The organism is Mycolicibacterium setense (assembly GCF_000805385.1).
Taxonomy (GTDB): domain Bacteria; phylum Actinomycetota; class Actinomycetes; order Mycobacteriales; family Mycobacteriaceae; genus Mycobacterium; species Mycobacterium setense.
The window spans coordinates 1,194,289-1,217,747 of the sequence record NZ_JTJW01000006.1 but is presented as its reverse complement, the minus strand read 5'-3'; the positions used below and the strand labels follow the sequence as shown (position 1 = coordinate 1,217,747).

The window sequence follows — 23,459 nt, the reverse complement described above, 5'->3', positions numbered from 1 at the left end:
GGGTCAGCTCCTCACCTGGGTGCGCTGCGTTCGGGAAACGGGTCGTTGGTGAAATCGATCTGCGCAGCGGGGTTGCTGATGGCGGTGACGAGGCCGGTGCCGAACGGTCCGGCACTGTCGAACAGTGTCGAAGCGCCCACGGCGACACCACCGGCGGCCAGATGCGAATCGGCCTGCACGCCGATCCACTCGTCACCGGGCAACCGCGACAGTGCGACAGTCAGGTCGCCGTTGATGTAGCCGACGCCGGCGGTGCCCAGATTGGTCACCAGGCTGGTGCCCTCGGCGGCCATCGCCGCCCGCACGAACGGTGAGTTCAGTTGCCCCTGCACCACGGTGATGGTGCGGTTCATGAACCGTTTGCGGGACGCGTTCTGATGTTCGGCGATGGAGCGACTCCACCCCGCGGCGTCGCTGCCGATATAGGTCATCCGGTCCGCGTCCAGTGTGGCCGGCGGTTCGAACCGGGCCTGGCCTGTCCACTCTTGCCCCCGCGGTGGCTCGCTCAACCGGTACTGCACCAGCGTCGCATGTGCCACGGTCACGCCGTCCTGCACCAGCTCACATTCGGAGTTGCGGACCCGCCGGCCATCGCGGACCAACGCCACCTTTGTCATGGTCGGTACACCACGCGCAGCCTTGAAGAGGTCGACCGTCAGCCGGGCCGGCAGAAATTCTGGCAGTCCGAAGGCACATTCCAGCGCCCGGGCCGCCAGCCCGACCAGCGCCGGGCCGTTGAGGTGATCCTCACCCCAGTGGCTCTGCGCAAAGCGGGTCGGCTGGAACCTGTCCGGCTCGGACTGCACGAAATGGGCGTCAACCTCGGTCATCGGCGAATCGTCGCATATGGGCTAACTAAATTCGTCGGCGGGGATCACGAAGTGCGCCGCGCATCGAGCCAGCGCTGCTGGAGCCGAATGAAATGGGCGTCGACGACGGCACCATGGCCCGGAACGAACACTCCGTCCTGCCCGCCCGCGGCCAGCACCACCTCGAGCGTGGCCGGCCAGGCCACGAGATCGGACTCGGCATCGACGACAGGGTCTCCCGACTGTTCGACGAGATCACCGCAGAACACCACCGTGTGTCTGTCAGGCACCGAAACAATGAGGTCGTGACTCGTGTGACCTCGGCCGGGACGGCAGACGTTCACCGACCGGCCACCGAGATCGACAGTGCCGCCGGAAGTCTGGTGCGTGGGCACCGACATTGCCGCGATCGCCTGGTCGACGTCGTCGATAGCGGCACCGTGGGCGATCGCATCCGCACGCAGGTGCGCACGATCGGATGTCATGGCGACAGCAACTTCTGGGGCACAATGGATTTCAGCATCGCGGAACCAGGAGGAACCGAGGATATGGTCGAAATGGTTGTGGGTCAGGACGATATGGCCGACGCGTTGCCCCGTCAGCGCCGCGACGTCCGCCTCGATTCCCTCGGCCTCGGCCAACGTGGTGCCGGAATCCACCAGTAGCGCCTGCTCGCCGCCACTGACGAGTCCGACCGTCACATCGAGAAATGGCAGCCGGGTACGCCACACCCCTGCACCCAACTGCTCCCAGTCGAAGTTCATCGTCCACCGTCGATGCCGACACTGCGACGCACGCCTGCGAAGTTACTCCTTCCGGCCGGGCTCCGGTGACCTGACCGCACAGGTTTGCCCAGGCGGGCTATGGGCAACTACTAGCTCATGTTGATCAGACGAATCGCCCGCCCCATGTTGTCTGCGACCTTCATCGCCCGAGGTGTCGAAACCCTGCGCGACCCGAGTGCCTCCACCGAGACGACGCGCAGAACGCTCGGTGCGCTGAGCGCACTGCCCGGCCCGGTCGGGGCCGGGGTTCCCAACAATGCCGACGCGGTTGCCCGGGTCAACGCGGCGGTTCAGGTGGCAGGTGGGCTGCTCTTGGCACTCGGCCGTGCTCCCCGGCTGACCGCGGCCGCGCTGGCCGTCACGATGATTCCGAGAAGCATTGGCTCACAGGCATTTCTGAAAGATTCCGACCCACAGCAGGCTGCGGCGCAGCGACGGGAGTTTCTGACCGACGTGAGCCTGCTGGGCGGCCTGATCATCGCGGCGGCCGACACCGCGGGCAAACCGTCGCTGGCCTGGCGTGGACGCCGCGCCGCACGCCATGTCTCGGCCAGTGTCGCCGCGGCCGTTCCGGGTGTGGCGGCCGGCGGTGACGGACTCGCCGACAGCGCCATCGCCGAGAAGATCGGCCACGGTCTTGCTGTCGGGGCCGAACGGGGCCGAGAGTTGGCCGACGCTGCCGTGGAGCGGACGACCGAACTGGCCGGCGAGTTGGCCCACCGTGCGCGTGAACGCGGTCCCGAGGTCGCCGATGCGGCGCGTGCACGTGCCGAGGAGTTCGCCCTCGTCGCCCGCGAACGCGCGCCGGAGCTGGCCGAGGCTGCCCGCGAACGCTCGGCGGCCCTGGCCGATCTCGCACGAACTCAACTCGACCAGCGCCGAGATCGGTAGCGTTGTGGCATGACCACGGGTGACTACCAACCGGAATTCGGGCAGTACGGACAACCGGGTGGCTATCCGCCGCCCCACGGTGGGCAAGTTCCAGGTGGTTATCCCCCGCCCTATGGCACCCAAGCCCCGGGCGGTTTGGGCCGACGGTTCTTCGCCCGCGTGATCGACGGCATCATCGTCGGGATCGTGGCGTTCTTCCTGTCGTTCATCACCGATTCGCTGTCGAGCTACTGGGTCACCGGCCTGTTCAGCGGATTGCTGATGTTCGTCTACTTCGTCGGTCTCGAAGTGACGACGGGCGCTACGCCGGGCAAGAAGCTGCTCGGGCTGGCTGTACATGGCGCGGGCAACACACCCAAGCCGACGGCCAAAGAGTCGGCGATCCGCAACGCGTTCACCGTGCTGCCGATCATCCCGCTCGTGGGCGGGTTCCTCGGCATCATCGCGATGATCGTGATCGGGGTGACCATCAGCTCCAGCCCCACCAAGCAGGGCAAGCACGACGAACTCGCCGGCGGCACACAGGTGGTCCGAGGCTGAAAACCGGCTCAGATCACGAGCCCGAGCAGCAGCACGAAGATCAGACCGGACACCGACAGCGCAGTCTCCATCAGAGACCAGGACTTGATGGTCTGACCGACGGTCATCCCGAAATACTCCTTCACAAGCCAGAATCCGGCGTCGTTCACATGCGAGAAGAACAACGAACCGGCACCCACCGCGAGCACCACCAGCGACACCTCGCCGGTGCTCATTCCCTCGACGAGCCCCAGCATCAGTGACGACGCGGTGATGGTGGCGACCGTGGCCGACCCTGTGGCCAACCGGATCAGCACGGCCAGCACCCAGGCCAGCAGCACCACCGACAGGTTGGCGCCCTTGGCCCATTCCGCCAGCAGGGTACCGATGCCGGTGTCGACCAGAACCTGCTTGAAACCACCACCGGCGGCCACGATCAGGATGATGCCGGCCACCGGCGGCAACGACGACTCGATGCACTTCACGATCTGCTCGCGAGACATCCGCGCACCGCGGCCGAGGGTGAACATTCCGACCACCACAGCGATGAGCAGCGCCATCAAGGGCCGCCCGAGAATGTCGAACGTCTGGCGCAGTACGTTTGACTCGTCGTCGACGAAGATGTCGACGAGCGCCTTGCCCATCATGAGGCCGACCGGCAGCAGCACGCTGAAAATGGTGATGCCGAAGCTCGGTCGGGTGTTCGTCACGGTCGCGGTGCCGGCGACAGTGCCGTTGGCGGAGTTCGCACTCGCGTCCGTGGCGTCGAAGCGGTCGGGCACATCGAGAACGACCCAGCGTCCGGCGAGCTTGCCGAACAGCGGACCGGCCACCACGATCGTCGGGATCGCGACGAGCACGCCCAAGGCCAACGTGATGCCGAGATCGGCGTTGAGCAGCGAGATCGCGGCGACCGGGCCCGGATGCGGCGGCACGAATCCATGCATCGCCGACAGGCCTGCCAGCGCCGGGATGCCCACCGTGACGAGAGAAAGCTGTGAACGCCGGGCCACCAGGTAGATCACCGGCATCAACAGCACCAGGCCGATCTCGAAGAACATCGGCAGACCGATGATCGCGCCCACCAACGCCATTGCCCATGGCAGCGCCCGTGGGGACGCGTGGCCGACGATGGTGTCCACAATCTCGTCGGCGCCGCCCGAATCGGCCAGAAGTTTGGCGAACATCGCACCCAGTGCGATGAGGATGCCGACACTTGCGGCGGTGGAGCCGAAGCCCGTGGAGAACGAGTCGAGTACGGTCCCGATGTTCTCCCCCGCGACCAGACCCACCGTCAGGGCGCCGAAGATCAATGCCAGGAACGGATGCAGCTTGGCGATCGTGATGAGAACGACGATCAGCGCGATCCCGGCCAGCGCGGCGACGATCAGCTGCCCGCCGCCGGCCACCGGTTCAACGAGTTCGGTCCCGGCCGCGAGGTTGGTGAGCGCCGATGTCATCGGTTTTCCTGTTCTGTTGTCGCAGTGTTTGATTGGGTTGCCGCTTGTTCGACGTACTCATGCACGATGGCGTCGATGCTCTGATCGACGTCGATGACGATGCCGCTCTCGTCGGGCCCGAGCGGCTCCAGCGTCGCGAACTGGGAATCGAGGAGTGCCGCCGGCATGAAGTGCCCGGGCCGACTGGCCTGGCGCCTTCGAATCACCTCCGGTGATCCGCTCAGGTACAGGAACACCACATCGGGGCAGTGTCGCCGCAATTGGTCGCGGTACTTGCGTTTGAGTGCCGAGCAGCTCATCACGCCGCCGTCATGGTGATCGACCAGCCATTCGCCGATCGATTCCAGCCACGGATGGCGGTCCTCGTCATCGAGGGCGTGGCCTGCCGACATCTTGGCGATGTTGGCGGCGGGATGAAAGTCGTCGCCATCGGCGAACGGCACCCGCATTCGCTGCGCCAGCGCGGCACCGACGGTCGACTTGCCCGACCCCGATACGCCCATGACCACCACTGGTGAACCCATACAACCCGCCTCATGTGTGTGTCTGCCGTCACACAGCATCGCTCAAAAAGCATACGTTTGCAACTGTTGGGCGATTAGATCTGTTCTTTAACCCTGCACCGTCCTATATGACACGATGTAAGCGTGTCCTCGCCCTCAAACGTCGGTGCGCTGCATGCCACCCTGCTCACCGCGCTCGGTACCGGAATCGTGTCCGGCGAGCTGGCGGCCGATCAGGTGCTGACCCTGGACCGGCTCAGCACCGAGCACGAGGTGTCCCGCAGCGTCGCACGCGAGGTGATCCGGGTGCTGGAGTCGATGGGCATGGTCGAGTCGCGCCGCCGGGTCGGGATCACCGTGCAGCCACCTCGCAAGTGGAATGTCTTCGACCCCAGGCTGATTCGGTGGCGCCTACAGGCGGGCGACCGGGCCGCACTGCTGGCCTCGCTGTCCGAACTGCGGCGAGGTTTCGAACCGGCCGCCGCGGCACTCGCGGCCCGGCGCGCGAACCCCGACCAATGCCGCATCCTCGCCGCGGCCGTCTCCGACATGGTGGTGCACGGGCGCTCGGGCAATCTCCAGGCATACCTGTTGGCGGACAAGGTCTTCCATCAGACCCTCCTTGAGGCCAGCGGTAACGAGATGTTCCGCGCCCTCAGTGACGTGGTGGCCGAGGTCCTGGCCGGACGTACCCAACACGGGTTGATGCCGGACACCCCCAATCCGGCGGCAATCGAGTTGCACGATGTGGTGGCCCGGGCCATTCGGCTGCGGGACGCGGACGGCGCTGAACAGGCGATGCGAGCCATCATCGACGAGGCCGCCACCGCGGTGACCAACGGTGATCGCCCCGATGTTTAACTAGGCGAATGGGCCGTTCTCCCGCATTGGCACGTCGTTTCTTCGATCGTCTGGAACCGGTGCACGGTGTCACCTATTTCGCCCCCGAGCCGCGCGCAGCGCTCGATGCCCTCGGCTTCCGCGGCTTCTGGATGGGCTACTTCGCCGCCCGGTCGGCCCCGCTGGGCATCGTGCCGGCCGTCGTCGCCGCCGCGTTCTACAACTTCACCCTAGAGCGGGTCGCGAAGGCTCTGCCCGCAGTCTGGGACATAGCCAGTCCAGCAACACTGTTGGCGCTGCGCTCGGACTCGGCGGTGGCGGCACTGCGCCGATCCGGCGTCGCGGACTCCGAGTCGACGCGTCTTGCCGCCGAGCTGTCCGCCAAAGCCGCCCGCACTGCCCCCTTGGACGGCCGTCCTCTCTACGCCGCCAACCGGGCACTGCCGTGGCCCGACGAGCCGATCGCCAAGCTGTGGCACGCGGTCACCCTGCTGCGCGAGCAACGCGGCGATTCCCACGTCGCTGTATTGGTCTCGGAAGGGATCAGTGGCCGGGAATGCAACGTGCTGCACGCCGCGGCCGGTCGGGTGCCACGCGAGATGATCATGCGCAGCCGCGATTACGACGAGGAGCAGTGGGAGCGCTACGCCGGCCAGCTGCGCTCACGCGGCTGGCTGGACGCCCAGGGCAACCTCACCGACGCCGGGCGAGACATCAAGCAGGCAATCGAGGACCGCACCGACGCGCTGTCGTTGGGTGCGCTGGATGCATTGACCGACGACGAGATCACCACCCTGTTCCGGGTGTTGACGCCGATCACCCGACAGGTGGTGGCCACCGGTGACGTTCCGGCCGCCACGCCCATGGGCCTGAGCCGCGACGATCTCGACGACGACAGCGCCCATCTGGACTGAACCGTTCAGCGTGGCGCGTACATGATCAGACCGACCCCGGCCAGGGCCACGAGCGCACCCGTGACATCCCAGCGGTCGGGCCGGAATCCGTCGGCGGCCATGCCCCACAACAGCGACCCGGCGATGAACACCCCGCCGTAGGCAGCCAGGACCCGGCCGAAATGCGCGTCGGGCTGGAACGCCGCGACGAAGCCGTAGGCACCGAGCGCGATCACCCCGGCGCCCATCCACATCCAACCGCGATGCTCGCGAACGCCTTGCCAGACCAACCAGGCGCCGCCGATCTCCAGGACGGCCGCCAGCACGAACAACGCGATCGATTTGCCCACCATCGACTACGCGACCCCAAGGTATGCGGCACGAATGCTGTCGTCTGCCAACAATTCCCGCGCGTCTCCGGTACGGGTGACGTCTCCGGTCTCCAGGATGTAGGCCCGGTCCGACCGGCTCAGCGCCTGTTGGGCATTCTGCTCGACCAGCAGCACCGTGGTGCCCTGCGCGTTGATCTCGGAAATGATCTTGAAGATCTGCGAGATCACCATCGGAGCCAATCCCATCGACGGCTCGTCGAGCAGCAGTACTCTCGGGCGCGCCATGAGGGCCCGGCCGATGGCCAGCATCTGCTGTTCCCCGCCGGAGAGGGTGCCGCCCACCTGGGACCGCCGCTCAGCCAGCCGGGGGAACGTGTCGAACACCCATCCCAACCGCTCGTCGTGCTCCGCACGGGACGCGAATTTACGTCCGTAGCAACCCATCTCGAGGTTCTCCAGCACCGTCATCCCGGGGAACACGCCGCGCCCCTCGGGGGCCTGGATCAGTCCGTCGATGACGCGTTGATGTGCCTTCACCCGGGAGATGTCGCGGCCCTCGAACCACACCGATCCGGAAGTCAACGGACGCAAGCCCGAAATCGCCCGCATCATGGTGGTCTTGCCTGCCCCGTTGGAGCCGAGCAGCGTGACCAACTCCCCCTCGTGCACCACCAGCGATACGCCGTGCAATGCCTTGATCCGGCCGTAGTGCACCACCGCGTCGCGGACCTCGAGCAGCACCGGCCTGCTGGTCTCAGTCGAGTTCGTCATCGGGTACCCCCAGATAGGCGGCGATGACCGTCGGGTCTTCGCGGATTTCGTGCGGCAATCCGTCGGCGATCTTGCGGCCGAACTCCAGCACCACGATGCGGTCGGTCACCCCCATCACCAGCCGCATGTCGTGCTCGATCAACAGCACGGTGTAGCCGTCGTCGCGGATCTTGCGGATCAACTCGATCAGAGACGCCTTCTCGGCCGGATTGAATCCGGCAGCCGGCTCGTCCAGACACAGCAGCTTGGGCTCGGTGGCCAGCGCGCGAGCGATCTCGAGGCGCCGCTGATCACCGTAGGGCAGATTCTTGGCCTTCTCCTCGCCGCGATGGGCGATGCCGACAAAGTGCAGGAGCGCAGCCGATCTCTCGATCGCCGACCGCTCCTCCCTGCGGTGCCGCGGCGACCGCGCCAGGGCGCCCGGCACCGAAGTCTTGTGCCGCGCATCGGTTCCCACCATGACGTTCTCCAGTGCGGTCATCTCACCGAAGAGCCGGATGTTCTGGAAGGTGCGGGCGATGCCCCTGCGGGTGATCTGGTGACGCTTGATCCGGCCCAGCGGGGCGCCGTCGAAGGTCACCGAACCCGCACTGGGCCGGTACACACCGGTGACCGCGTTGAAGCAGGTGGTCTTGCCCGCACCGTTGGGGCCGATCAGACCCAGGATCTCGCCGCGGCGGATGTTGAAACTCACCGAGTCCAGCGCGACCAGTCCACCGAACCTGACGGTGAGATCCTTTATCTCCATCAGGGTCTCGCCTTCGGCGGCCTGGATCTCCCGGTGCACCCCGGCCAGTTCCTCGACGCTCTCGGTCACGCCGGGCATGGGCTCGCTCATCGCACCGGCTCGCTTTCCGTGCTGCCGCGTAACAACTGTCGAGCCGACCGTCCGTAGGTCAACAGCTGCTGGCGCACCGGGAACAGGCCCTGCGGCCGGAAGATCATGAGCACCACCAGTGCGAGACCGAAGAACAGATACTTGAGGTCACCGAGGTTGATGCCGAGGAACTCGACGCCCAACAGCCGGTTGGGTAGATACACCACGATGAACGCGCCGAAGATGACGCCGAGCTTGTTGCCCTGACCGCCGAGCACCACCGCGCACAGGAACAGCATCGAGTTGATGATGTTGAATGTGGGCGGCGCGACGTACTGGACCTGGCCCGCATACAGCGCCCCCGAGAGCCCACCGATCGCGGCACCGATCACGAACGCCCACAACTTGAACCGGAAAGTGTTGACGCCCATCACCTCTGCGGCGTCCTCATCCTCGCGGATCGCCACCCAGGCCCGACCGACCCGGCTGCGTTCCAGGTTGCCCACCAGCAGCAGGATGCCGATCATCAGGATCAGGCCCAGCCAGAACCACCATGTGCCGTAGTTCGCCTCGCCTGCCGAGTTGCCGCTGGAGAACACCCCGTTGGGCAGCTTCTCGCTCTCCCCCAGTCGCGGATAGGCGACCTGGTTGAGCCCGCGCGAGCCATTGGTGACATCGGACAGATTGTCGGCGAGCAGCCGGATGATCTCACCGAAGCCGAGGGTGACGATGGCCAGATAGTCGCCACGCAACCGCAGGGTGGGTGTCCCCAGGATGAGCCCGGCCAGCGCGGTGACGGCCATGGCCAGCGGCACGCAGGACAGCCAGGCCCAGTCCTTGCTGAAGAAGCCGTCGGGCCCCACCTTGTTCCACGGGCTGTCGGGGCTGGTCAGTAGCGCGACCGTGTACGCGCCCACCGCGTAGAAGCCGACGTAGCCGAGGTCCAGCAGGCCTGCCTGCCCGACCACGACGTTGAGGCCGATGGCGATGATGGCGATCATCGCGAACTGTGCCATGGTGCCGCCGAAGCTGATTCCGGGGGTGTTGAGGAAGCTGGGTGTGATCAGCGGAAGCAGTGCCAGGAATCCGAAACCCACTATCCCGGCAAGCCATTTGGCCGACCGCGGCAGCGTCGACCACCAGCCCCGAAGGGCGTCGCCCGGAGCCAGCAACGTCTTGGTCACCGCCCCGGCGGACTCTGAACCGTGATGCTCGCTCATACCCGCGCCTTCCCGAGGCTTTCACCGAGTATGCCGGTCGGCCGGAACAGCAGGACCAACACCAGCAGGACGAACGCCACGACATCGCGCCACTGCGTTCCGAACACGGCCTGCCCGTAGTTCTCCATGATGCCCAGCAGCAGACCGCCGAGCAGTGCCCCACGGAGATTGCCGATACCGCCGAGCACGGCTGCCGAGAATGCCTTGATGCCGAGCAGGAATCCGCCCGAGTAGATGATGCCCTGGGGGACCTTCAACGTGTAGAGCAGCGCTGCGGCGCCGGCCAGCAGACCCCCGATGAGGAAGGTCCGCATGATGATGCGTTCCCGGGAGACACCCATCAGCGTGGCGGTTGTCGGGTCCTGTGCGACGGCCCGGATGCCGCGGCCGAACTTGGTGCGGTTGATCGCGATGTCGGTCAGCACCGCCAACACCAGGGCCGCGCCCACGATCACCAGCGTCACGTTCGACACCGTGGCGCCGAAGATCGTGAACTGCGTTTTGGGCTGGACCAGGACGATCGGTTGTTGAGCGTTACTGCCGCCGTAGCCCTTCAAGAGCTTCGGCAACACGAAGTGCACGAACTCCTGCAGCACGAACGACATCCCGATGGCCGTGATGAGGAAGGTCAGCGCGCGGGCGTTGCGTTTTCGCAGCGGCCGGTAGGCGATGAATTCCAGACCGATCGCCGCCGAACCCGAGACCAGCGTGGCGAACAGCATGGCGACACCGAGGTACAGCACGGTCAGCGCGACACCCTTGTTGTAGGCGTTGCCGCTCGGGGTGAAACCGAGAATGACGTCCAGACAGAAGTAGGCGCCGAACATGCCCAGCATGAAGATCTCGGAATGGGCGAAGTTGATCAGGCGCAGCACACCGAACACCAGGGTGTAACCGACAGCCACCAGCGCATAGATCGCGCCCCAGGACAGACCGTCGATCGTCAACTGCCAGAAGCCGTCTCGCAGGCCATCCAGATTGAAGCTGATGTTGGAGGCCAGGCAGGCGGACTGCTCGACGCACTGGTGGATCATCCGGCGGCGGCTCCTGAGTTCGTGGTGTGTAACGAAACGCGTCCGAGTCCAGGGAGAGGTCTCGGACGCGTTTCGCCTGGTCGGCTACTTGACTTCGTACATCCAGATCAGCGTGGTGGTGAGCTCGCCCTTGTCGGTCCACTGGTACTTGCGGCCCACCCCCTGGCCCCCGTACTTGCGGACGAAGTCCAGCAGAGCCGGCCGGGTGATGGCACCGGAATCGATGCCCTTGAGCAGGATGGTGCCCAGGTCATAACCCTCGGTGCTGTAGGTGCCGGGCGCCTGGTTGAACTTCTTGGTGTACTCGTCGGCGAACGCCCCGGTGGCCGGACCGCACGGGCACGACAGCAGGGCACCCTTCGACGATTCGCCGGCCTGCTTGACGAACTCCGGGTCCTTGGTGCCGTCGGCGCTGACGAACGTCGCCGTCACACCGCCGTCCTTGAGCTGCTGAACGATGGGCGCGGCCTCGGAGTAATAGCCGCTGTAGAACACCGAATCAGGAGCGGCACCCTTGATCTGGGTGACCGCGGCCGAGAACTCCTTGTCCCCCTTCTTCACCGAGATGTTGCACGACGAATCTGCAACCGGGCCAAGGGTTTCACGCACAGCCTGGGCCAGGCCGAGGCCGTAGTCGGTGCTGTCGTCGACCACGCACACCTTCTTGTGGCCCAAAGTGTTCTTGAGGTAGTTCGCCACCGCAGGCCCCTGGACGCCGTCGTTGGCCAGGCCACGGAAGAAGGTCCGCCACCCGTTCTCACTCAACGTGACGTTGGTGGCCGACGCGGTGGCCGCGACCAGGCCGGCCTGGTTGAACACGTCACCGGTGGCCTTGGTCTCGCCGGAGAACGCCGGCCCGATCAGGCCGACGATGAACGCCTCGTCGACGATCTGCGGGGCCACGCCGGTGGCCTTCTGCGGATCGCCTTCGGTGTCAAAGCTCTTGAGCTGCACCTGGCAATGGGCGTTGGCCGCGTTGTGCTTGTCGATCGCCAGCTGCACACCGTTCTTGATGTTGATGCCGAGCGCAGCGTCCGGACCGTTGAGCGCGCCCATCATGCCGATCATCACCGGCGGGCAGTTGGCCTTGCCGTCACCGGCGGGATCGGCGGGGGCGACATCGGCGGCCGCCTTGACCTCGGCGCCGTTCTCGTCGATCTGAACCTTCTCGACGATCTTCAAATCGGTCTGCGATGTCTCACCTTCCGGCGAGGATTGGTTGCAGCCGGCAATCGCCAGCGCAACCACACCCGCACTTCCGAGAGCAAATGCTTTCCGTGCCACGCGACCGCGCACGCTTCACCTCCGGGTCAGAGTTGTCAGCGGCACCGGCGCCCTGACCTTGTGAAGGTCGGGCGCCGATGCTTCGGGTAGAACATAGCCAACCACCGGCCGCAGTGCGGGATGTTGAGTGAATGGTTCTCTCGCGGGTACTGGCTGAACGCGGAATATCGGCCCGGCAGAAACGCACAATTAACAACCGGGGCCGCCGATCAGTTCTCCGGCGCGGACGCTTCCTCGGAATCTTCGAGCGTCTCCAGCACGACTTCGGCCACGCGTTTCATGGTGGTTCGGCGGTCCATCGCGGCCCGCTGAATCCACTTGAACGCCTCGGGCTCGGTCATCTGGTGTTTGCTCTGCAGCAAACCCTTGGCCCGCTCGACGAGCTTGCGGGTCTCCAGCCGATCGCCGAGCGTCGCCACTTCGTTTTCCAGCGCGGAGATCTCGCTGAACCGGCTGACCGCCACCTCGATCGCCGGCACCAGATCGGTGATGCTGAACGGCTTGACCAGGTAGGCCATCGCCCCGGCATCGCGGGCCCGTTCGACCAGCTCCCGCTGGCTGAACGCCGTCAGGATGACGATCGGGGCGATGCGCTTGCTGGCGATCTCAGAGGCCGCATCGATGCCGTCGCGGCGCGGCATCTTCACGTCCATGATCACCAGGTCCGGGCGTAGCGACTCGGCGAGCTCGACAGCCTCCTGGCCGTCACCCGCCTGACCGACGACCTCGTAGCCCTCCTCACGGAGCATCTCCGCGAGGTCGAGCCGGATGAGCGCCTCATCCTCGGCGATGAGCACGCGGCGGGGGCTGTCAGCGTCGTTCGGTGACCCGGTCATGGGGAACATTGTGTCGTGGAGGCCACCGTTCGGCGACCGCGGGTCCATCCTCTATGGTGGTAGGCCGCAGTACTGATCGGCACGCCCTCGTATCCCAACTGGCAGAGGAAACGGATTCAAAACCCGTACAGTGTGAGTTCGAATCTCACCGAGGGCACCACACGCTGTCATTCAATGGCAGTGGCGCAGGCGACGAGCGCGGCGGGCAGATACCCGATCAGCGCGGCGCCGAACATCCCGCTCAGCCCTTGAGACCAATCGCACCCTCCTGCGGACTGACCGACGGTAGGTTGAGCCGAGCGTTGTTGCGCCCGCCGCGGTCTGTGCTGCGGTGAACGACAGGAGGATTCGTGAAAGCCGTTGCGCGAGTGGTGGCATTCGGGCTGATCGAACTCATCGTCTTCGGGTTGGTCCTGTTCTCACTCGCCGGAACCCTCGACTTCTGGCAAGCCTGGGTGTTTCTCGTGGTGTTCGCGCTTTCGACGTGGATCCCCAGCATCTACCTGCAACGCGCAGATCCCGAGGCACACCAACGGCGTAAGCACGCAGGACCGGCTGCCGAAAGCCGAGTGGTGCAGAAGGTCCTGATCGCCGCCTGGTACCTGTCGCTGGCGACGATGGTGGTGGTCAGCGCCCTGGACCACCGCTTCGATTGGTCGTCGGTACCAGGGGCGATCTGCGTGGCCGGCGACGTTCTGGTAGCCGTCGGGCTCGGTGTCACGAGCCTGGTGGTCATCCAGAACAGCTTCGCGGCGTCCACCGTGCAGGTGGAGACAGACCAGAAGCTGGCCTCCACCGGCCTGTATGGGCTGGTACGTCACCCCATGTACACCGGCAACGTGCTGACCATCGTCGGCTTCCCCCTGGCGCTCGGCTCCTACTGGGGACTTCTGCCTGTCATACCCGGCCTCATCGTGCTCATCTTCCGCATCCGGGATGAGGAAAAGCTGCTCGTCGCAGAATTGGACGGATACCGCGAATACGCGGAGAAGGCGCGCTACCGCCTGGTGCCCTACATGTGGTGACCGGCCGCGCGTGAGCGGCCGGTCCGTCACAGAGCGGATGCGTTGGACAACTCCTGAGCCAACCTCCGTACGGACGGGGCGTCGACCAGCGTCAGCATCGTGATTTCGACGTCGAGGGCCCCGTTGATCGCGGCGATGGCGCGCATCGCAGAAATCGAATCGCCGCCCGAATCGAAGAACGACTCGTCCACCCCGACGCGGTCCACGCCCAGCACCTCGGCAAAGATGCTGGCCAGAATCTGCTCGATCAAGGTGGCCGGAGGGCAGTAGGCACCGTCGGTATCGGTATCCGTATCGGTGACGTCGGACGGCGGCACCGGCGTGCGGCCCCACGCGTCCAACCGGTCGGTCTTCGTCAACGGACCCAGCGACGACACGCGGCGCCCGGGATGGGCGGCCATCTCCACCAGGACTTTCTTGAAGCGCTCCATCAGCGCTTCGATGGTTTCCGCGTCGAAGACATCGGTGTCGTATTGGACGCGGAGTTCCAATTCGCGGCCCGGCCCGGCTTGCACCGAGATCGGATAGTGGTAGTAGTCGCGGCTGCTGAAACCGGTGATGGTCAAGCCGTCGCCATCCGGTTGCGCCTTGGCCTCGGTCGGATAGTTCTCGTAGACGAACACGGTGTCGAACAGGCTGTCCTGGCCGGTCATGCGGTGGATGTCGCTGAGCGCCACGTGCTGGTGCTCGAGCGTGTCGTTGTGGGCGCTCTGTAGTTGATCGAGCAGATCGGCCGTGGTGGTGTCCGGTGTGAAGGTGGCCCGCACCGGCACGGTGTTGATCAGCAGACCGACCATCGAATCCGCACCGTCGACCTCGGGAGGTCTGCCCGAGACGACAGTTCCGAATGCGACGTCACGGTGGCCGGTCAGCGAGCTCAGCAGGAGCGCCCAGGCACCCTGCAGTACGACGTTGACGGTGGTGCGATGCGCGCGGGCCAGTTTGGTGAGGGCCCGCGTGGTCTTCGCAGGCACCCGATACAAGGCGACGCATCGCTCCCCGAACCGCAGCCTCTGCGGCGGTCCGACCAGAATCGGGGTGTCGAAACCGGCCAGCACCTCACGCCATGCCGCGTGGGCGGCATGATGATCGCGTTCGGACAACCACGTCATGAAACTGCGGTACGGCGAGGCCGCCGGCAGCCGCAGACCCTGGTAGCAGGCGAAGATCTCCTGCATCAGAATCGGCATCGACCATCCGTCGAGCACGATGTGATGGTTGGTCAGGACGAACCGGTGCCGGCCGTCCGCGAGGCGAATGAGCGCGGCCCGGAAGGCAGGTTGGTTCTCCAGATCGCACACCGCCGCGCGCTCGGCCGCACATATCTGCTGAATCTCGTCGTCGACGCCAATCCCCTTGGCGCCCAACTCGACATACCGCCAGGGCGGCACCGGGTCGGCGGGAATGACCTGCACGGGTTGCTCGAATTGGGGGCAGAAACGGGCCGCCAGATGCGGATGCCGGCGGACCACTGTTTGCACGGCATCGCGGAGCCGCGGAACGTCGAGCGGACCGCTCAATGCCAGATCCAGCTGCACCGCGTAGACGTCGTCGCCGGAGCTGTTCGCGATGCCGGCGTGGTACAGAAGTCCCTGCTGCAGGGGCGTCAAGAGAAGCACGTCGGCGATGGGAAATTCATCGTAGAGGGCGTCGATCTGCTGCTGGCTCAGCCGGGCCGGCGCGATGTCCGACGGCGTCAGCCCGCCCCCGCCGCGCCTGACGTGGGCGCAGATGCCTGCCAGCGCGTCGAACCACAACCGGCTGATGCGGGTGACGGCCGTGCGATCCAGCGCACTGGGAGCCCACGTCCAGGTGGCGTTCAGATGCGGACCGGTGTCGGTGTCGATCGTGACGGCGTTGAGCTCGACGGAGTGCGCCAGCACGATCGGCATCGCTCCGGCGGCGCCGGTCAACGACAGGCCTTCCTGGCTGAAGCGCCATACGTCACCAGACGCATAGGCCGCCGGGGAGCCCAGCCGTCCGAGATAGTTGAATCCGATCACGGGATCGGCTGCCGGCAGCTCCTTTTCGGGGTTGAGATAGCGCAGCAGACCGTAGGTCAGCCCGTCGGGCAGGGATCGAAGTTGCTCTTTGGCGTCTTTGATCACCGCACCGAGCGCCGCATCACCGGCCACCACCTGAGTCCAGCGCAGCCCCCCGCCCCGGCCGCCGAAGCTCAACGACACCGGGTACTTGGTGGTGAACCACCCGACGGTGCGGGACACGTCGACACCTCTGTCCTCACCACCGCCCAGACCGGCCACATCGTCCTGGCGCCCGTGACCCTCCACGTCGATCGCGATCGGGGCGCCGCCGGTACCCAGGTACTGTGCCCACGCCAAAGCGAAAGCGATCAACAGGATCTCGTGCACCCCGGCGTGAAATGCCGCAGGCACGTCGCCGAGCAGCATGTGGGTGGTCTCCGCATCCAGGAACTCGGTCAGGTAACCCGCGGTGGCGAACGTGTCATCGGCCGGTTGCGGTGCCGGCAACGCGGCGGGGATCGATGCCACCTGCCGCCACACGTCGACGTGGGCGACGACGTCGGGATGACGGGCGTACTCCGACAGCAGTTCGGCCCATCTCGGAAACGACGTGCCCGCCGGGGGCAGCAGCACGGGTTGTCCGCCGCGATGCTGCGTCCAGGCGATGTTGATGTCCTCCAAGACAATTCGCCACGACACGCCGTCGATGGCCAAATGGTGGACGACCAATGCCAGCTGTCCCGTGGACGAGCTCCACACCGCGCTCACCATCACGCCGGCGGCAGGATCCAACCGTGATCGCGCCGCCGCCAGGGCGTCCTCGGTCAACAGGTCCACGGTGCACAGGTACGCGCGCGCGTCCACCGCTTCGGCGTCCGGCACTGTCAGCGACCATCCGCCCGCCCCGTCGTCCGCGGCGCGCAGGCGCAGCATGCCGTGCCGATCGAGCAACGCCTGCAACACGATCACCACGTCGGCGTCGGTGGCACCGGCCGGGGCTTGCAGCACCACGGTCTGGTTGAACTCGTCGATCGGGCCACCGGGACTTTCCAGGCTCTTGAGCCACAACATGATCGGGGTCGCCACCACCGGGCCGAGCCCCACGTCGGTCACGCTGCCGGTGTTGTCGGCCATCCTCACCACCCGCGCCAACCGGGCAACGGTCTGCTGCACGAAGATGTCGCGCGGGCGACCCGTCAGGCCGGCACTGTGGGCACGCCAGATCACCTGGATGGCCGAAATGCTGTCGCCACCAAGGTCGAAGAACGAATCGTCGACGCCGACCTGCTCCAGCCCGAGGACCTGGGCGAAGATATCGGCGAGCAGCTCTTCGATGCGGGTGGCCGGGGCGCGGTAGTGGTCGACGTCCTGGTATTCGGGCGCCGGCAGCGCACGGGTGTCGAGTTTGCCGTTGACCGTCAACGGCAACGCGTCGATGGCGACAACCGCGACGGGCACCATGTAGGGCGGCAGCGTCTCCCCCAGTGCCGCACGCAACTCGGCAGGATCGGCGGGCCCGGTGACGTAGCCGACCAGGCGCTTGTCGCCGGGGCGCTCCTCACGCGCGATCACGACGGCCTGCTCGACACCGTCCAAAGCTGTCAGTGCCGATTGGATCTCGCCCAATTCGATGCGATAACCACGGATCTTGACCTGTTCATCGGCACGTCCCAGGTAGTGCAGTTCCCCGTCCTGGCGCCAGCAGACCAGATCCCCGGTGCGATACATCCGCGTTCCCGGTGTCCCGAACGGGCAGGCCACAAACCGCGACGCGCTCAAGCCCGGCCGACCCACGTAGCCGGCCGCCAAACCCGCACCGGCCACGTACAACTCGCCCACGACACCGACCGGCATCGGCCGCAGCCAACGGTCGAGCACGAAAAAAGCCAGATGACTCAGCGGAACGCCGATCGGGCTGACCGCCGCTTCGACGTCAGCGGACGTGATCTCACGGAACGAGGCATGCACCGTCGTCTCGGTGATGCCGTACATGTTGATCAACCGCGGCAATGCCGGATGGTCCTGCAGCCACTCAGCCAAGCGCGTGGGGTCGAGCGCCTCACCACCGAACACGACCAGGTCGAGTTCGAGCTCAGACCCGGATGCCGGCGAGAGTTCGTCCACGGTCTGCAGCGCATAGAACGCCGATGGCGTCTGGCTCAACACGCTGACGCGTTCATCGATCAGCAGGGCGTGGAGCTCCTCAGGAGACCGCGCCACCGAATCCGACACCACGACCACCCGCCCACCGTGCAGCAGGGCGCCGAAAATCTCCCACACGGAGAAGTCGAAGGCCAGCGAATGGCAATGCGCCCAAACCTGTTCCGTCGACAGTTCGAGATACCCGTCCAGTGCCTGCAGGAGTCGGGTCACGTTGCGGTGCGGGATCGCCACCCCCTTGGGCACGCCCGTGGTGCCCGAGGTGTAGATCAGGTAGGCGATATCGTCCGGCGCGGGTCCCGGCACGGCGGTATCGGGCTGCCCGGCCACCGCGGCGTCGTCGATCGCGACCACGCTCAGTTCATGCCCGGACAGCCGATCGGCCAGATCCGTGGTGGTGACCGCTGCCAGCGGCGCGGAATCGCTGAGCACGAAGTCCAATCGGGTATCGGGCACCGCGGGGTCGATCGGTACATACGCCGCACCGGTTTTGAGCACCGCGAAGATCGCGACGATCGCCTCGACCGACCGGGAGAACAACAGCGCGACCTGTTGCCCCGGCCCCGCGCCCTGCTCGATGAGCAGGTGCGCCAACCGGTTAGCGGCCCGGTCGAGGTCTCCGTAGGTGATGTGGCTGCCCTCGAAGCTGACAGCCACCGCGCCAGGGTCTCGGGCCACCTGTGTGTCGAACAGCGCCGGAATCGACATCGGCGCGGGCGACGGGCCGGTCAGGGCTGCTCGGTTACCCACCGTGGCCAGGCGCACCTGTTCGTCCGGATCGACCACGTCGATCGTCGACAAGCGCCGGGTCGGGTCGGCCGCCATCGCCGTGAGCACCCGTTGCAGCCGATCGATCAGCGCTTCCACAGTAGCGGTGTCGTACACGTCGGTGCGGAACTCCACCGTGCCGGAAATCCCCGCGGCATCACCGGTTTCAGTCCAGCGTTCGGCCAGAGAGAAGGAGAGGTCCATCCGGGCGGTATGGGTGTCCAGAGGTATCTGGTCGGCCCGCAGGTCCCCGAGGGCGAAGCCGCCGGACGTGCCGTGTCCGGGAACGTTCTGCCAGGCCAACATGACCTGGACCAGAGGGTGATGGGTCAGCGAACGGGTGGGGTTGAGCCGCTCGACGAGCACCTCGAAGGGCACATCTTGATGCTCGAAGGCGCTGAGGCTGCCGGCTCGTACCTGGGCCAGCACCTCGGTGATACTAGGATCTCCCGCCAGATCCACGCGTAGTACCAAGGTGTTGACGAAGAACCCGACCAGATCATCGAGGGCCGGATCACGGCGCCCGGCAATCGGGAAGCCCACCGCCACATCGGAACTGGAGCTCAGCTTCGCAAGCAGGGTCAGCAGCGCCGCCTGGACCACCATGAATTTGGTCGCATTGTGATCGCGAGCCAGCCGAGCAACCTGTTGCTGCAGGTCGGCCGGCCACTCCACATCGACCCGGTCACCATGCTGATCAGCCACCAAGGGGTACGGACGGTCGGTGGGCAACGCCAGACGCTCGGGCATGCCCGCCAGGGTGTCGGCCCAGAACGTCAGTTGCCGGGAGATGCGGCTGTCGCTGTCCTCAAGATCGCCGAGCTGCGCGCGCTGCCACAATGTGTAGTCCGCATACTGGACCGCCAGTGGCTCCCAGTCCGGGGCGTGCCCTGCGCACCGGCCGGCGTACGCCCTGCCCAGATCGGCCACCAGTGGTGTGATCGACCAACCGTCGGCGGCGATATGGTGCACCAGCACGACAAGTACGTGCTCGTCGTCTGCGACGCGGAAAATCTTTGCGCTCAACGGGATCTCGGTAGCCAGGTCGAAACTGTGCCGGGCTGCCTCCTCGATCGCATCCTGTAAGCGGCTTTCCGGCCATCCCGCGGCGTCGACGACGTCCCAGGCGAACCCGGTCTGATCCGCCGGAACGATCAGCTGCTGGGGCGTTCCATCCACTGTCGGGAACAGGGTGCGCAGGCTTTCGTGGCGCTCGAGTACGTCCGCGAAGGCAGCGCCCAGCGCGTCGACATCGAGCGACCCTTCGAGGCGCAGACCTGCCGCCAGGTTGTACACCGGTGACGGCCCCTGCAATTGGTCGATGAACCACAACCGGCTCTGCGCGAAGGACAACGGCATCACCGCCGGCCGCTCGCCGGCCAGCAATGGCTGCTGCCTGCGTTCTTCCGCGCCGATCCGGAGCACCAATTGGGCAACCGTCGGGGCGTCGAACACGACACGTTCTTCGAGCCCGGCGTCCAGGGTCCGGTTGAGCGCGGCGACCAGGCGCATGGCCTGCAGCGAATCGCCGCCCAGTTCGAAGAACGAATCGTTGACGCCGACGCGGTCCAGGCCCAGAATCTGGGCATAGATGCCGGCCAGGATCTCCTCGGTCGGAGTCGACGGGCCCCGGTAGTCATCGCGATGCTGGTATTCCGGTGCGGGCAAGGCCTTCTTGTCGAGCTTACCGTTGACCGTCAACGGCAACGCATCGATGGAGACGACGGCCGCGGGCACCATGTACGGCGGCAGCTTCTCCCCCAACGCGGCACGCAACACGGCGGGATCGGCCGGACCGGTGATATAGCCGACCAGCCGCTTGTCCCCCGGCCGATCCTCACGGGCGATCACCACGGCCTGACCGACACCATCCAACTCCGTCAACGCAGCTTGGACTTCACCCAACTCGATGCGATATCCACGGATCTTGACCTGCTCATCGGCACGCCCCAGATACCGCAGCTGCCCATCGGCACCCCAGCTGACCAGATCCCCGGTGCGATACATCCGCGTCGCCGGCATGCCCGTACGACCGAACGGACACGCCACGTACCGCGTCGAGGTCAACTCTGCCCGCCCGACGTAGCCGTAACCCAAACCCGCGCCGGCCACATACAACTCGCCCACTGCACCCGCAGGCACCGGGCGCAACCAATCATCGAGCACGAAGAACGCCAGATCCGCCAACGGCACACCGATCGGCGACACCGCACGCCCAACGTCAGCGGCAGTGATCTCACGCAACGAGGCATGCACCGTCGTCTCCGTGATCCCATACATGTTGATCAACCGCGGCAGCCTCGGATGCTCGGTCAGCCACGGGCCCAAGCGCGACGGATCCAGTGCCTCCCCGCCGAACACGACGACCTTCAGCGCCATCGGATTCTCCGGCTGCGTCGCATCCACCGCCTGCAACGCATAAAACGCCGACGGCGTCTGACTCAACACGCCGACCCGCTCGGCGATCAACAGCGCGTGCAACTCTTCAGCCGAACGTGTCACCGACTCGGGCACCACGACCAACCGGCCACCATGCAACAGTGCGCCGAAAATCTCCCACACCGAAAAGTCGAACGCCAACGAATGACACTGCGCCCACACCTGACCCGCCGACAACTTCACGTCCCGACCGATCGCGTCAAGCAGACGAATGACATTCCGATGCGCAATCGCCACGCCCTTGGGCACGCCCGTCGTCCCCGACGTATAGATCACATACGCGACATCATCGGGAGCCACCGCCACTTCCGGCGCGGTGCACGGCCGGCTGTACACCGCACGGCCGTTGACATCGATCACCGTCAAGTTGTGCCCACCCAACCGATGGGCCAGATCAGCGGTCGTCACCGCAACCGACGCACCGGAATCGGCCAACACGAAATCCAGCCGAGCATCGGGTACCGACGGATCGACCGGCACATACGCCGCGCCCGTCTTCAGCACCCCCAGGATCGCCACAACCGCATCAACCGACCGCGAGAACAACAACGCCACGCGCAGACCCGGACCGACGCCCTGCTCGACAAGCAACTGCGCCAACCGATTCGAGGCCGAATCCAGTCCGCGATACGACATCGAACCATCACCGAAACTGACCGCCAACGCACCCGGATCACGAGCCACCTGCTCGGAGAACAACTCCGGAATCGACACCGACACCGGCAGGGCCACACCAAGGGCAGCCCGGTTTCCGCATGCATCCAATTCGTCGGGTGGTTGACGGACGTCGACCGCCGGAAGCAACCGACCTGGGTCGGCCGTCATCGAACTCAATACCCGTTCGAACCGGTCCGCCAGGTCGCGGGCGTCGCAACCGACGAACAACTGACCTACACCCGTCGTGCTGAGAAAGAGCTCGTCGTCCTTCTGGAGGAAAACCAACCCGAACTGATCCACCAGTCCCGTGTGCGTGACAGTTCCCGACCCTGGCGCGCCATGGAAATCGGCTATCGGAATGGTCGGAATGAAGTTGATCGCAGGCCGGGTCGACGGCTCACCGGTGCCCTGAAATCGCGACTTGTTCTCGATCGCCCGCAGCGGAAAGCGTTGATGACGCAGTGCATCCCGGATCTGCTGGTCCACGTGCCCACACAAGTCTGCCACCGTGGATCGGGGCGACAGCTCGAGAATCAACGGCACGACGCCGGAGACCATGCCGGGCACCATCAGGGCCTGTGGATGCACCCGTCTACTCACCGGAAAATCGAGTGCCACCGCGGATCCACCCACCTCGCCGTGCACCAGCAGCGCATACGCCGCGGTGATCACCGACGCGCGGCGCACCCCAAGAGCTTTCGCCAGGCCGCGGGCTCTGGCTACGACGGAAGAGGCGAGTTGGATTGGCGCAGAAGGCTCATACTCGCCGATCGCGTTTGCGACGGCGAGGGCTGACCCATACCGCTGATCATTTTCGGGCAGTACGTTCTTGGCCCAATAGGCCTGATCATCGAGGTAATCGTCGGTAGCCTCATAGTCCGACTCGCACTCGATCAGGCTCTTCAACGAGCCGAAGATCGCAGGTGGCAGCGGTGCGTCATCAGCCATTGCTGTGTAGACAGCGGCAATCTGGTGACAGACGAGGCCCATCCCGATTCCGTCGATCGCGATGTGGTGACAGCACACAAAAAAGTAGAACTCGTCGGCACGCGTCTGTAGCAGCGCGAACTTGAACAACGGGCCGCTGAGCGCCATCGGCGTCTGTCGGATCGATGACGCTACCCGATACGCATCGCGTGCCGGATCAGACGAGCCCGTCAGGTCATGGCGGAGGAGTTCGACATCCGGGTGGTCGACTACCCTCTGGAAAACCTGGCCATCTACTTCGGTGAAAGTAGCTCTGAGCGGTTCGGCCTCGCGCACCACGTGGCGAATCGCCCGCTCGAACACCTCGTGCTCGATGACGCCGTCGATCCGCGCCAGCATGCCCAGCTGCCACTTGACGCCCGCGAGACCGGTTTCCTCCGAAAGCCAAATGTCCAACTGGCCCCGCGTGAGCGGGAGTCTCCCATGATCAGATTCCATCGGTCG

At 65.7% G+C, this 23,459-nt stretch carries 17 protein-coding genes and 1 tRNA gene; 6 read left to right on the top strand and 12 right to left on the bottom strand.

The features are described from left to right. Positions 1-11: 11 nt before the first annotated feature. Positions 12-830, bottom strand: a complete 819-nt coding sequence (locus QQ25_RS16480) for an acyl-CoA thioesterase domain-containing protein (RefSeq protein ID WP_039379607.1) — start codon at positions 828-830, stop codon at positions 12-14. 44 nt (positions 831-874) lie between these two features. Then, entirely contained in the window at positions 875-1,573 is a 699-nt protein-coding gene (locus QQ25_RS16475) for an MBL fold metallo-hydrolase (RefSeq protein ID WP_039320093.1), read from the bottom strand. Positions 1,574-1,717: 144 nt separating this feature from the next. Here QQ25_RS16475 and QQ25_RS16470 point away from each other — a divergent pair, with 144 nt between their 5' ends. Continuing rightward, positions 1,718-2,485 (top strand): DoxX family protein, encoded by a 768-nt coding sequence (locus QQ25_RS16470; RefSeq protein ID WP_039320090.1) that lies wholly within the window; start codon positions 1,718-1,720, stop codon positions 2,483-2,485. 9 nt (positions 2,486-2,494) lie between these two features. After that, positions 2,495-3,025, top strand: a complete 531-nt coding sequence (locus QQ25_RS16465; protein ID WP_039320087.1) for an RDD family protein — start codon at positions 2,495-2,497, stop codon at positions 3,023-3,025. Between the two features lie 8 nt (positions 3,026-3,033). On the opposite strand, the gene QQ25_RS16460 is transcribed toward QQ25_RS16465, so the two are convergent. Next, positions 3,034-4,464, bottom strand: a complete 1,431-nt coding sequence (locus QQ25_RS16460; protein WP_039379606.1) for a GntP family permease — start codon at positions 4,462-4,464, stop codon at positions 3,034-3,036. Beyond that, entirely contained in the window at positions 4,461-4,988 is a 528-nt protein-coding gene (locus QQ25_RS16455; protein WP_039320081.1) for a gluconokinase, read from the bottom strand. Before QQ25_RS16455 ends, QQ25_RS16460 begins: the two co-directional genes overlap by 4 nt. A 123-nt stretch (positions 4,989-5,111) precedes the next feature. On the opposite strand from QQ25_RS16455, the gene QQ25_RS16450 reads away from it, so the two are divergent. Together QQ25_RS16450 and QQ25_RS16445 are read left to right on the top strand one after the other, a co-directional pair. Next, entirely contained in the window at positions 5,112-5,828 is a 717-nt protein-coding gene (locus QQ25_RS16450) for a FadR/GntR family transcriptional regulator (RefSeq protein WP_039320079.1), read from the top strand. An 8-nt stretch (positions 5,829-5,836) separates the two neighbouring features. Continuing rightward, positions 5,837-6,721, top strand: a complete 885-nt coding sequence (locus QQ25_RS16445; RefSeq protein ID WP_039379604.1) for an SCO6745 family protein — start codon at positions 5,837-5,839, stop codon at positions 6,719-6,721. Between the two features lie 5 nt (positions 6,722-6,726). On the opposite strand, the gene QQ25_RS16440 is transcribed toward QQ25_RS16445, so the two are convergent. The 7 genes from QQ25_RS16440 to QQ25_RS16410 form a co-directional block, all read right to left on the bottom strand. Further along, positions 6,727-7,053: a YnfA family protein gene (locus QQ25_RS16440; RefSeq protein WP_039320074.1), complete on the bottom strand. Its 327-nt coding sequence runs from the start codon at positions 7,051-7,053 to the stop codon at positions 6,727-6,729. Between the two features lie 3 nt (positions 7,054-7,056). Next, positions 7,057-7,803, bottom strand: a complete 747-nt coding sequence (locus QQ25_RS16435) for an ABC transporter ATP-binding protein (RefSeq protein WP_039320071.1) — start codon at positions 7,801-7,803, stop codon at positions 7,057-7,059. Beyond that, positions 7,787-8,641 carry an ABC transporter ATP-binding protein gene (locus QQ25_RS16430; RefSeq protein WP_039320068.1) on the bottom strand — a complete coding sequence of 285 codons (855 nt, stop codon included), beginning with the start codon at positions 8,639-8,641 and terminating at the stop codon, positions 7,787-7,789. Before QQ25_RS16430 ends, QQ25_RS16435 begins: the two co-directional genes overlap by 17 nt. Then, entirely contained in the window at positions 8,638-9,840 is a 1,203-nt protein-coding gene (locus tag QQ25_RS16425) for a branched-chain amino acid ABC transporter permease (protein WP_039379603.1), read from the bottom strand. The genes QQ25_RS16430 and QQ25_RS16425 overlap by 4 nt, the downstream gene beginning before the upstream one ends. Further along, positions 9,837-10,874, bottom strand: a complete 1,038-nt coding sequence (locus QQ25_RS16420) for a branched-chain amino acid ABC transporter permease (protein WP_039320064.1) — start codon at positions 10,872-10,874, stop codon at positions 9,837-9,839. Before QQ25_RS16420 ends, QQ25_RS16425 begins: the two co-directional genes overlap by 4 nt. Before the next feature lie 84 nt (positions 10,875-10,958). Further along, positions 10,959-12,170, bottom strand: a complete 1,212-nt coding sequence (locus QQ25_RS16415; protein ID WP_039379601.1) for a branched-chain amino acid ABC transporter substrate-binding protein — start codon at positions 12,168-12,170, stop codon at positions 10,959-10,961. Positions 12,171-12,367: 197 nt separating this feature from the next. Continuing rightward, positions 12,368-12,994, bottom strand: a complete 627-nt coding sequence (locus QQ25_RS16410; protein WP_039320683.1) for a two-component system response regulator PdtaR — start codon at positions 12,992-12,994, stop codon at positions 12,368-12,370. Positions 12,995-13,077: 83 nt separating this feature from the next. On the opposite strand from QQ25_RS16410, the gene QQ25_RS16405 reads away from it, so the two are divergent. Then, positions 13,078-13,154: transfer RNA gene (locus tag QQ25_RS16405), tRNA-Leu, on the top strand. A gap of 190 nt (positions 13,155-13,344) precedes the next feature. Next, positions 13,345-14,019: a methyltransferase family protein gene (locus tag QQ25_RS16400; protein WP_039379599.1), complete on the top strand. Its 675-nt coding sequence runs from the start codon at positions 13,345-13,347 to the stop codon at positions 14,017-14,019. Positions 14,020-14,045: 26 nt separating this feature from the next. Here the strand turns inward: QQ25_RS16400 and QQ25_RS16395 are convergent, their stop codons facing one another. Beyond that, positions 14,046-23,453: a non-ribosomal peptide synthetase gene (locus tag QQ25_RS16395; RefSeq protein ID WP_082017540.1), complete on the bottom strand. Its 9,408-nt coding sequence runs from the start codon at positions 23,451-23,453 to the stop codon at positions 14,046-14,048. Between the last annotated feature and the right edge of the window lie 6 nt (positions 23,454-23,459).

Bases quoted from the DNA above. Each gene is read 5' to 3' on its own strand.
- QQ25_RS16465 (WP_039320087.1), top strand. From the start codon at position 2,495: ATGACCACGGGTGACTACCAACCGGAATTCGGGCAGTACGGACAACCG.
- QQ25_RS16470 (WP_039320090.1), top strand. From the start codon at position 1,718: ATGTTGTCTGCGACCTTCATCGCCCGAGGTGTCGAAACCCTGCGCGAC.
- QQ25_RS16445 (WP_039379604.1), top strand. From the start codon at position 5,837: ATGGGCCGTTCTCCCGCATTGGCACGTCGTTTCTTCGATCGTCTGGAA.
- QQ25_RS16430 (WP_039320068.1), bottom strand. From the start codon at position 8,641: ATGAGCGAGCCCATGCCCGGCGTGACCGAGAGCGTCGAGGAACTGGCC.
- QQ25_RS16475 (WP_039320093.1), bottom strand. From the start codon at position 1,573: ATGAACTTCGACTGGGAGCAGTTGGGTGCAGGGGTGTGGCGTACCCGG.
- QQ25_RS16460 (WP_039379606.1), bottom strand. From the start codon at position 4,464: ATGACATCGGCGCTCACCAACCTCGCGGCCGGGACCGAACTCGTTGAA.
- QQ25_RS16420 (WP_039320064.1), bottom strand. From the start codon at position 10,874: ATGATCCACCAGTGCGTCGAGCAGTCCGCCTGCCTGGCCTCCAACATC.
- QQ25_RS16480 (WP_039379607.1), bottom strand. From the start codon at position 830: ATGACCGAGGTTGACGCCCATTTCGTGCAGTCCGAGCCGGACAGGTTC.
- QQ25_RS16440 (WP_039320074.1), bottom strand. From the start codon at position 7,053: ATGGTGGGCAAATCGATCGCGTTGTTCGTGCTGGCGGCCGTCCTGGAG.
- QQ25_RS16435 (WP_039320071.1), bottom strand. From the start codon at position 7,803: ATGACGAACTCGACTGAGACCAGCAGGCCGGTGCTGCTCGAGGTCCGC.
- QQ25_RS16395 (WP_082017540.1), bottom strand. From the start codon at position 23,453: ATGGAATCTGATCATGGGAGACTCCCGCTCACGCGGGGCCAGTTGGAC.
- QQ25_RS16455 (WP_039320081.1), bottom strand. From the start codon at position 4,988: ATGGGTTCACCAGTGGTGGTCATGGGCGTATCGGGGTCGGGCAAGTCG.
- QQ25_RS16425 (WP_039379603.1), bottom strand. From the start codon at position 9,840: ATGAGCGAGCATCACGGTTCAGAGTCCGCCGGGGCGGTGACCAAGACG.
- QQ25_RS16410 (WP_039320683.1), bottom strand. From the start codon at position 12,994: ATGACCGGGTCACCGAACGACGCTGACAGCCCCCGCCGCGTGCTCATC.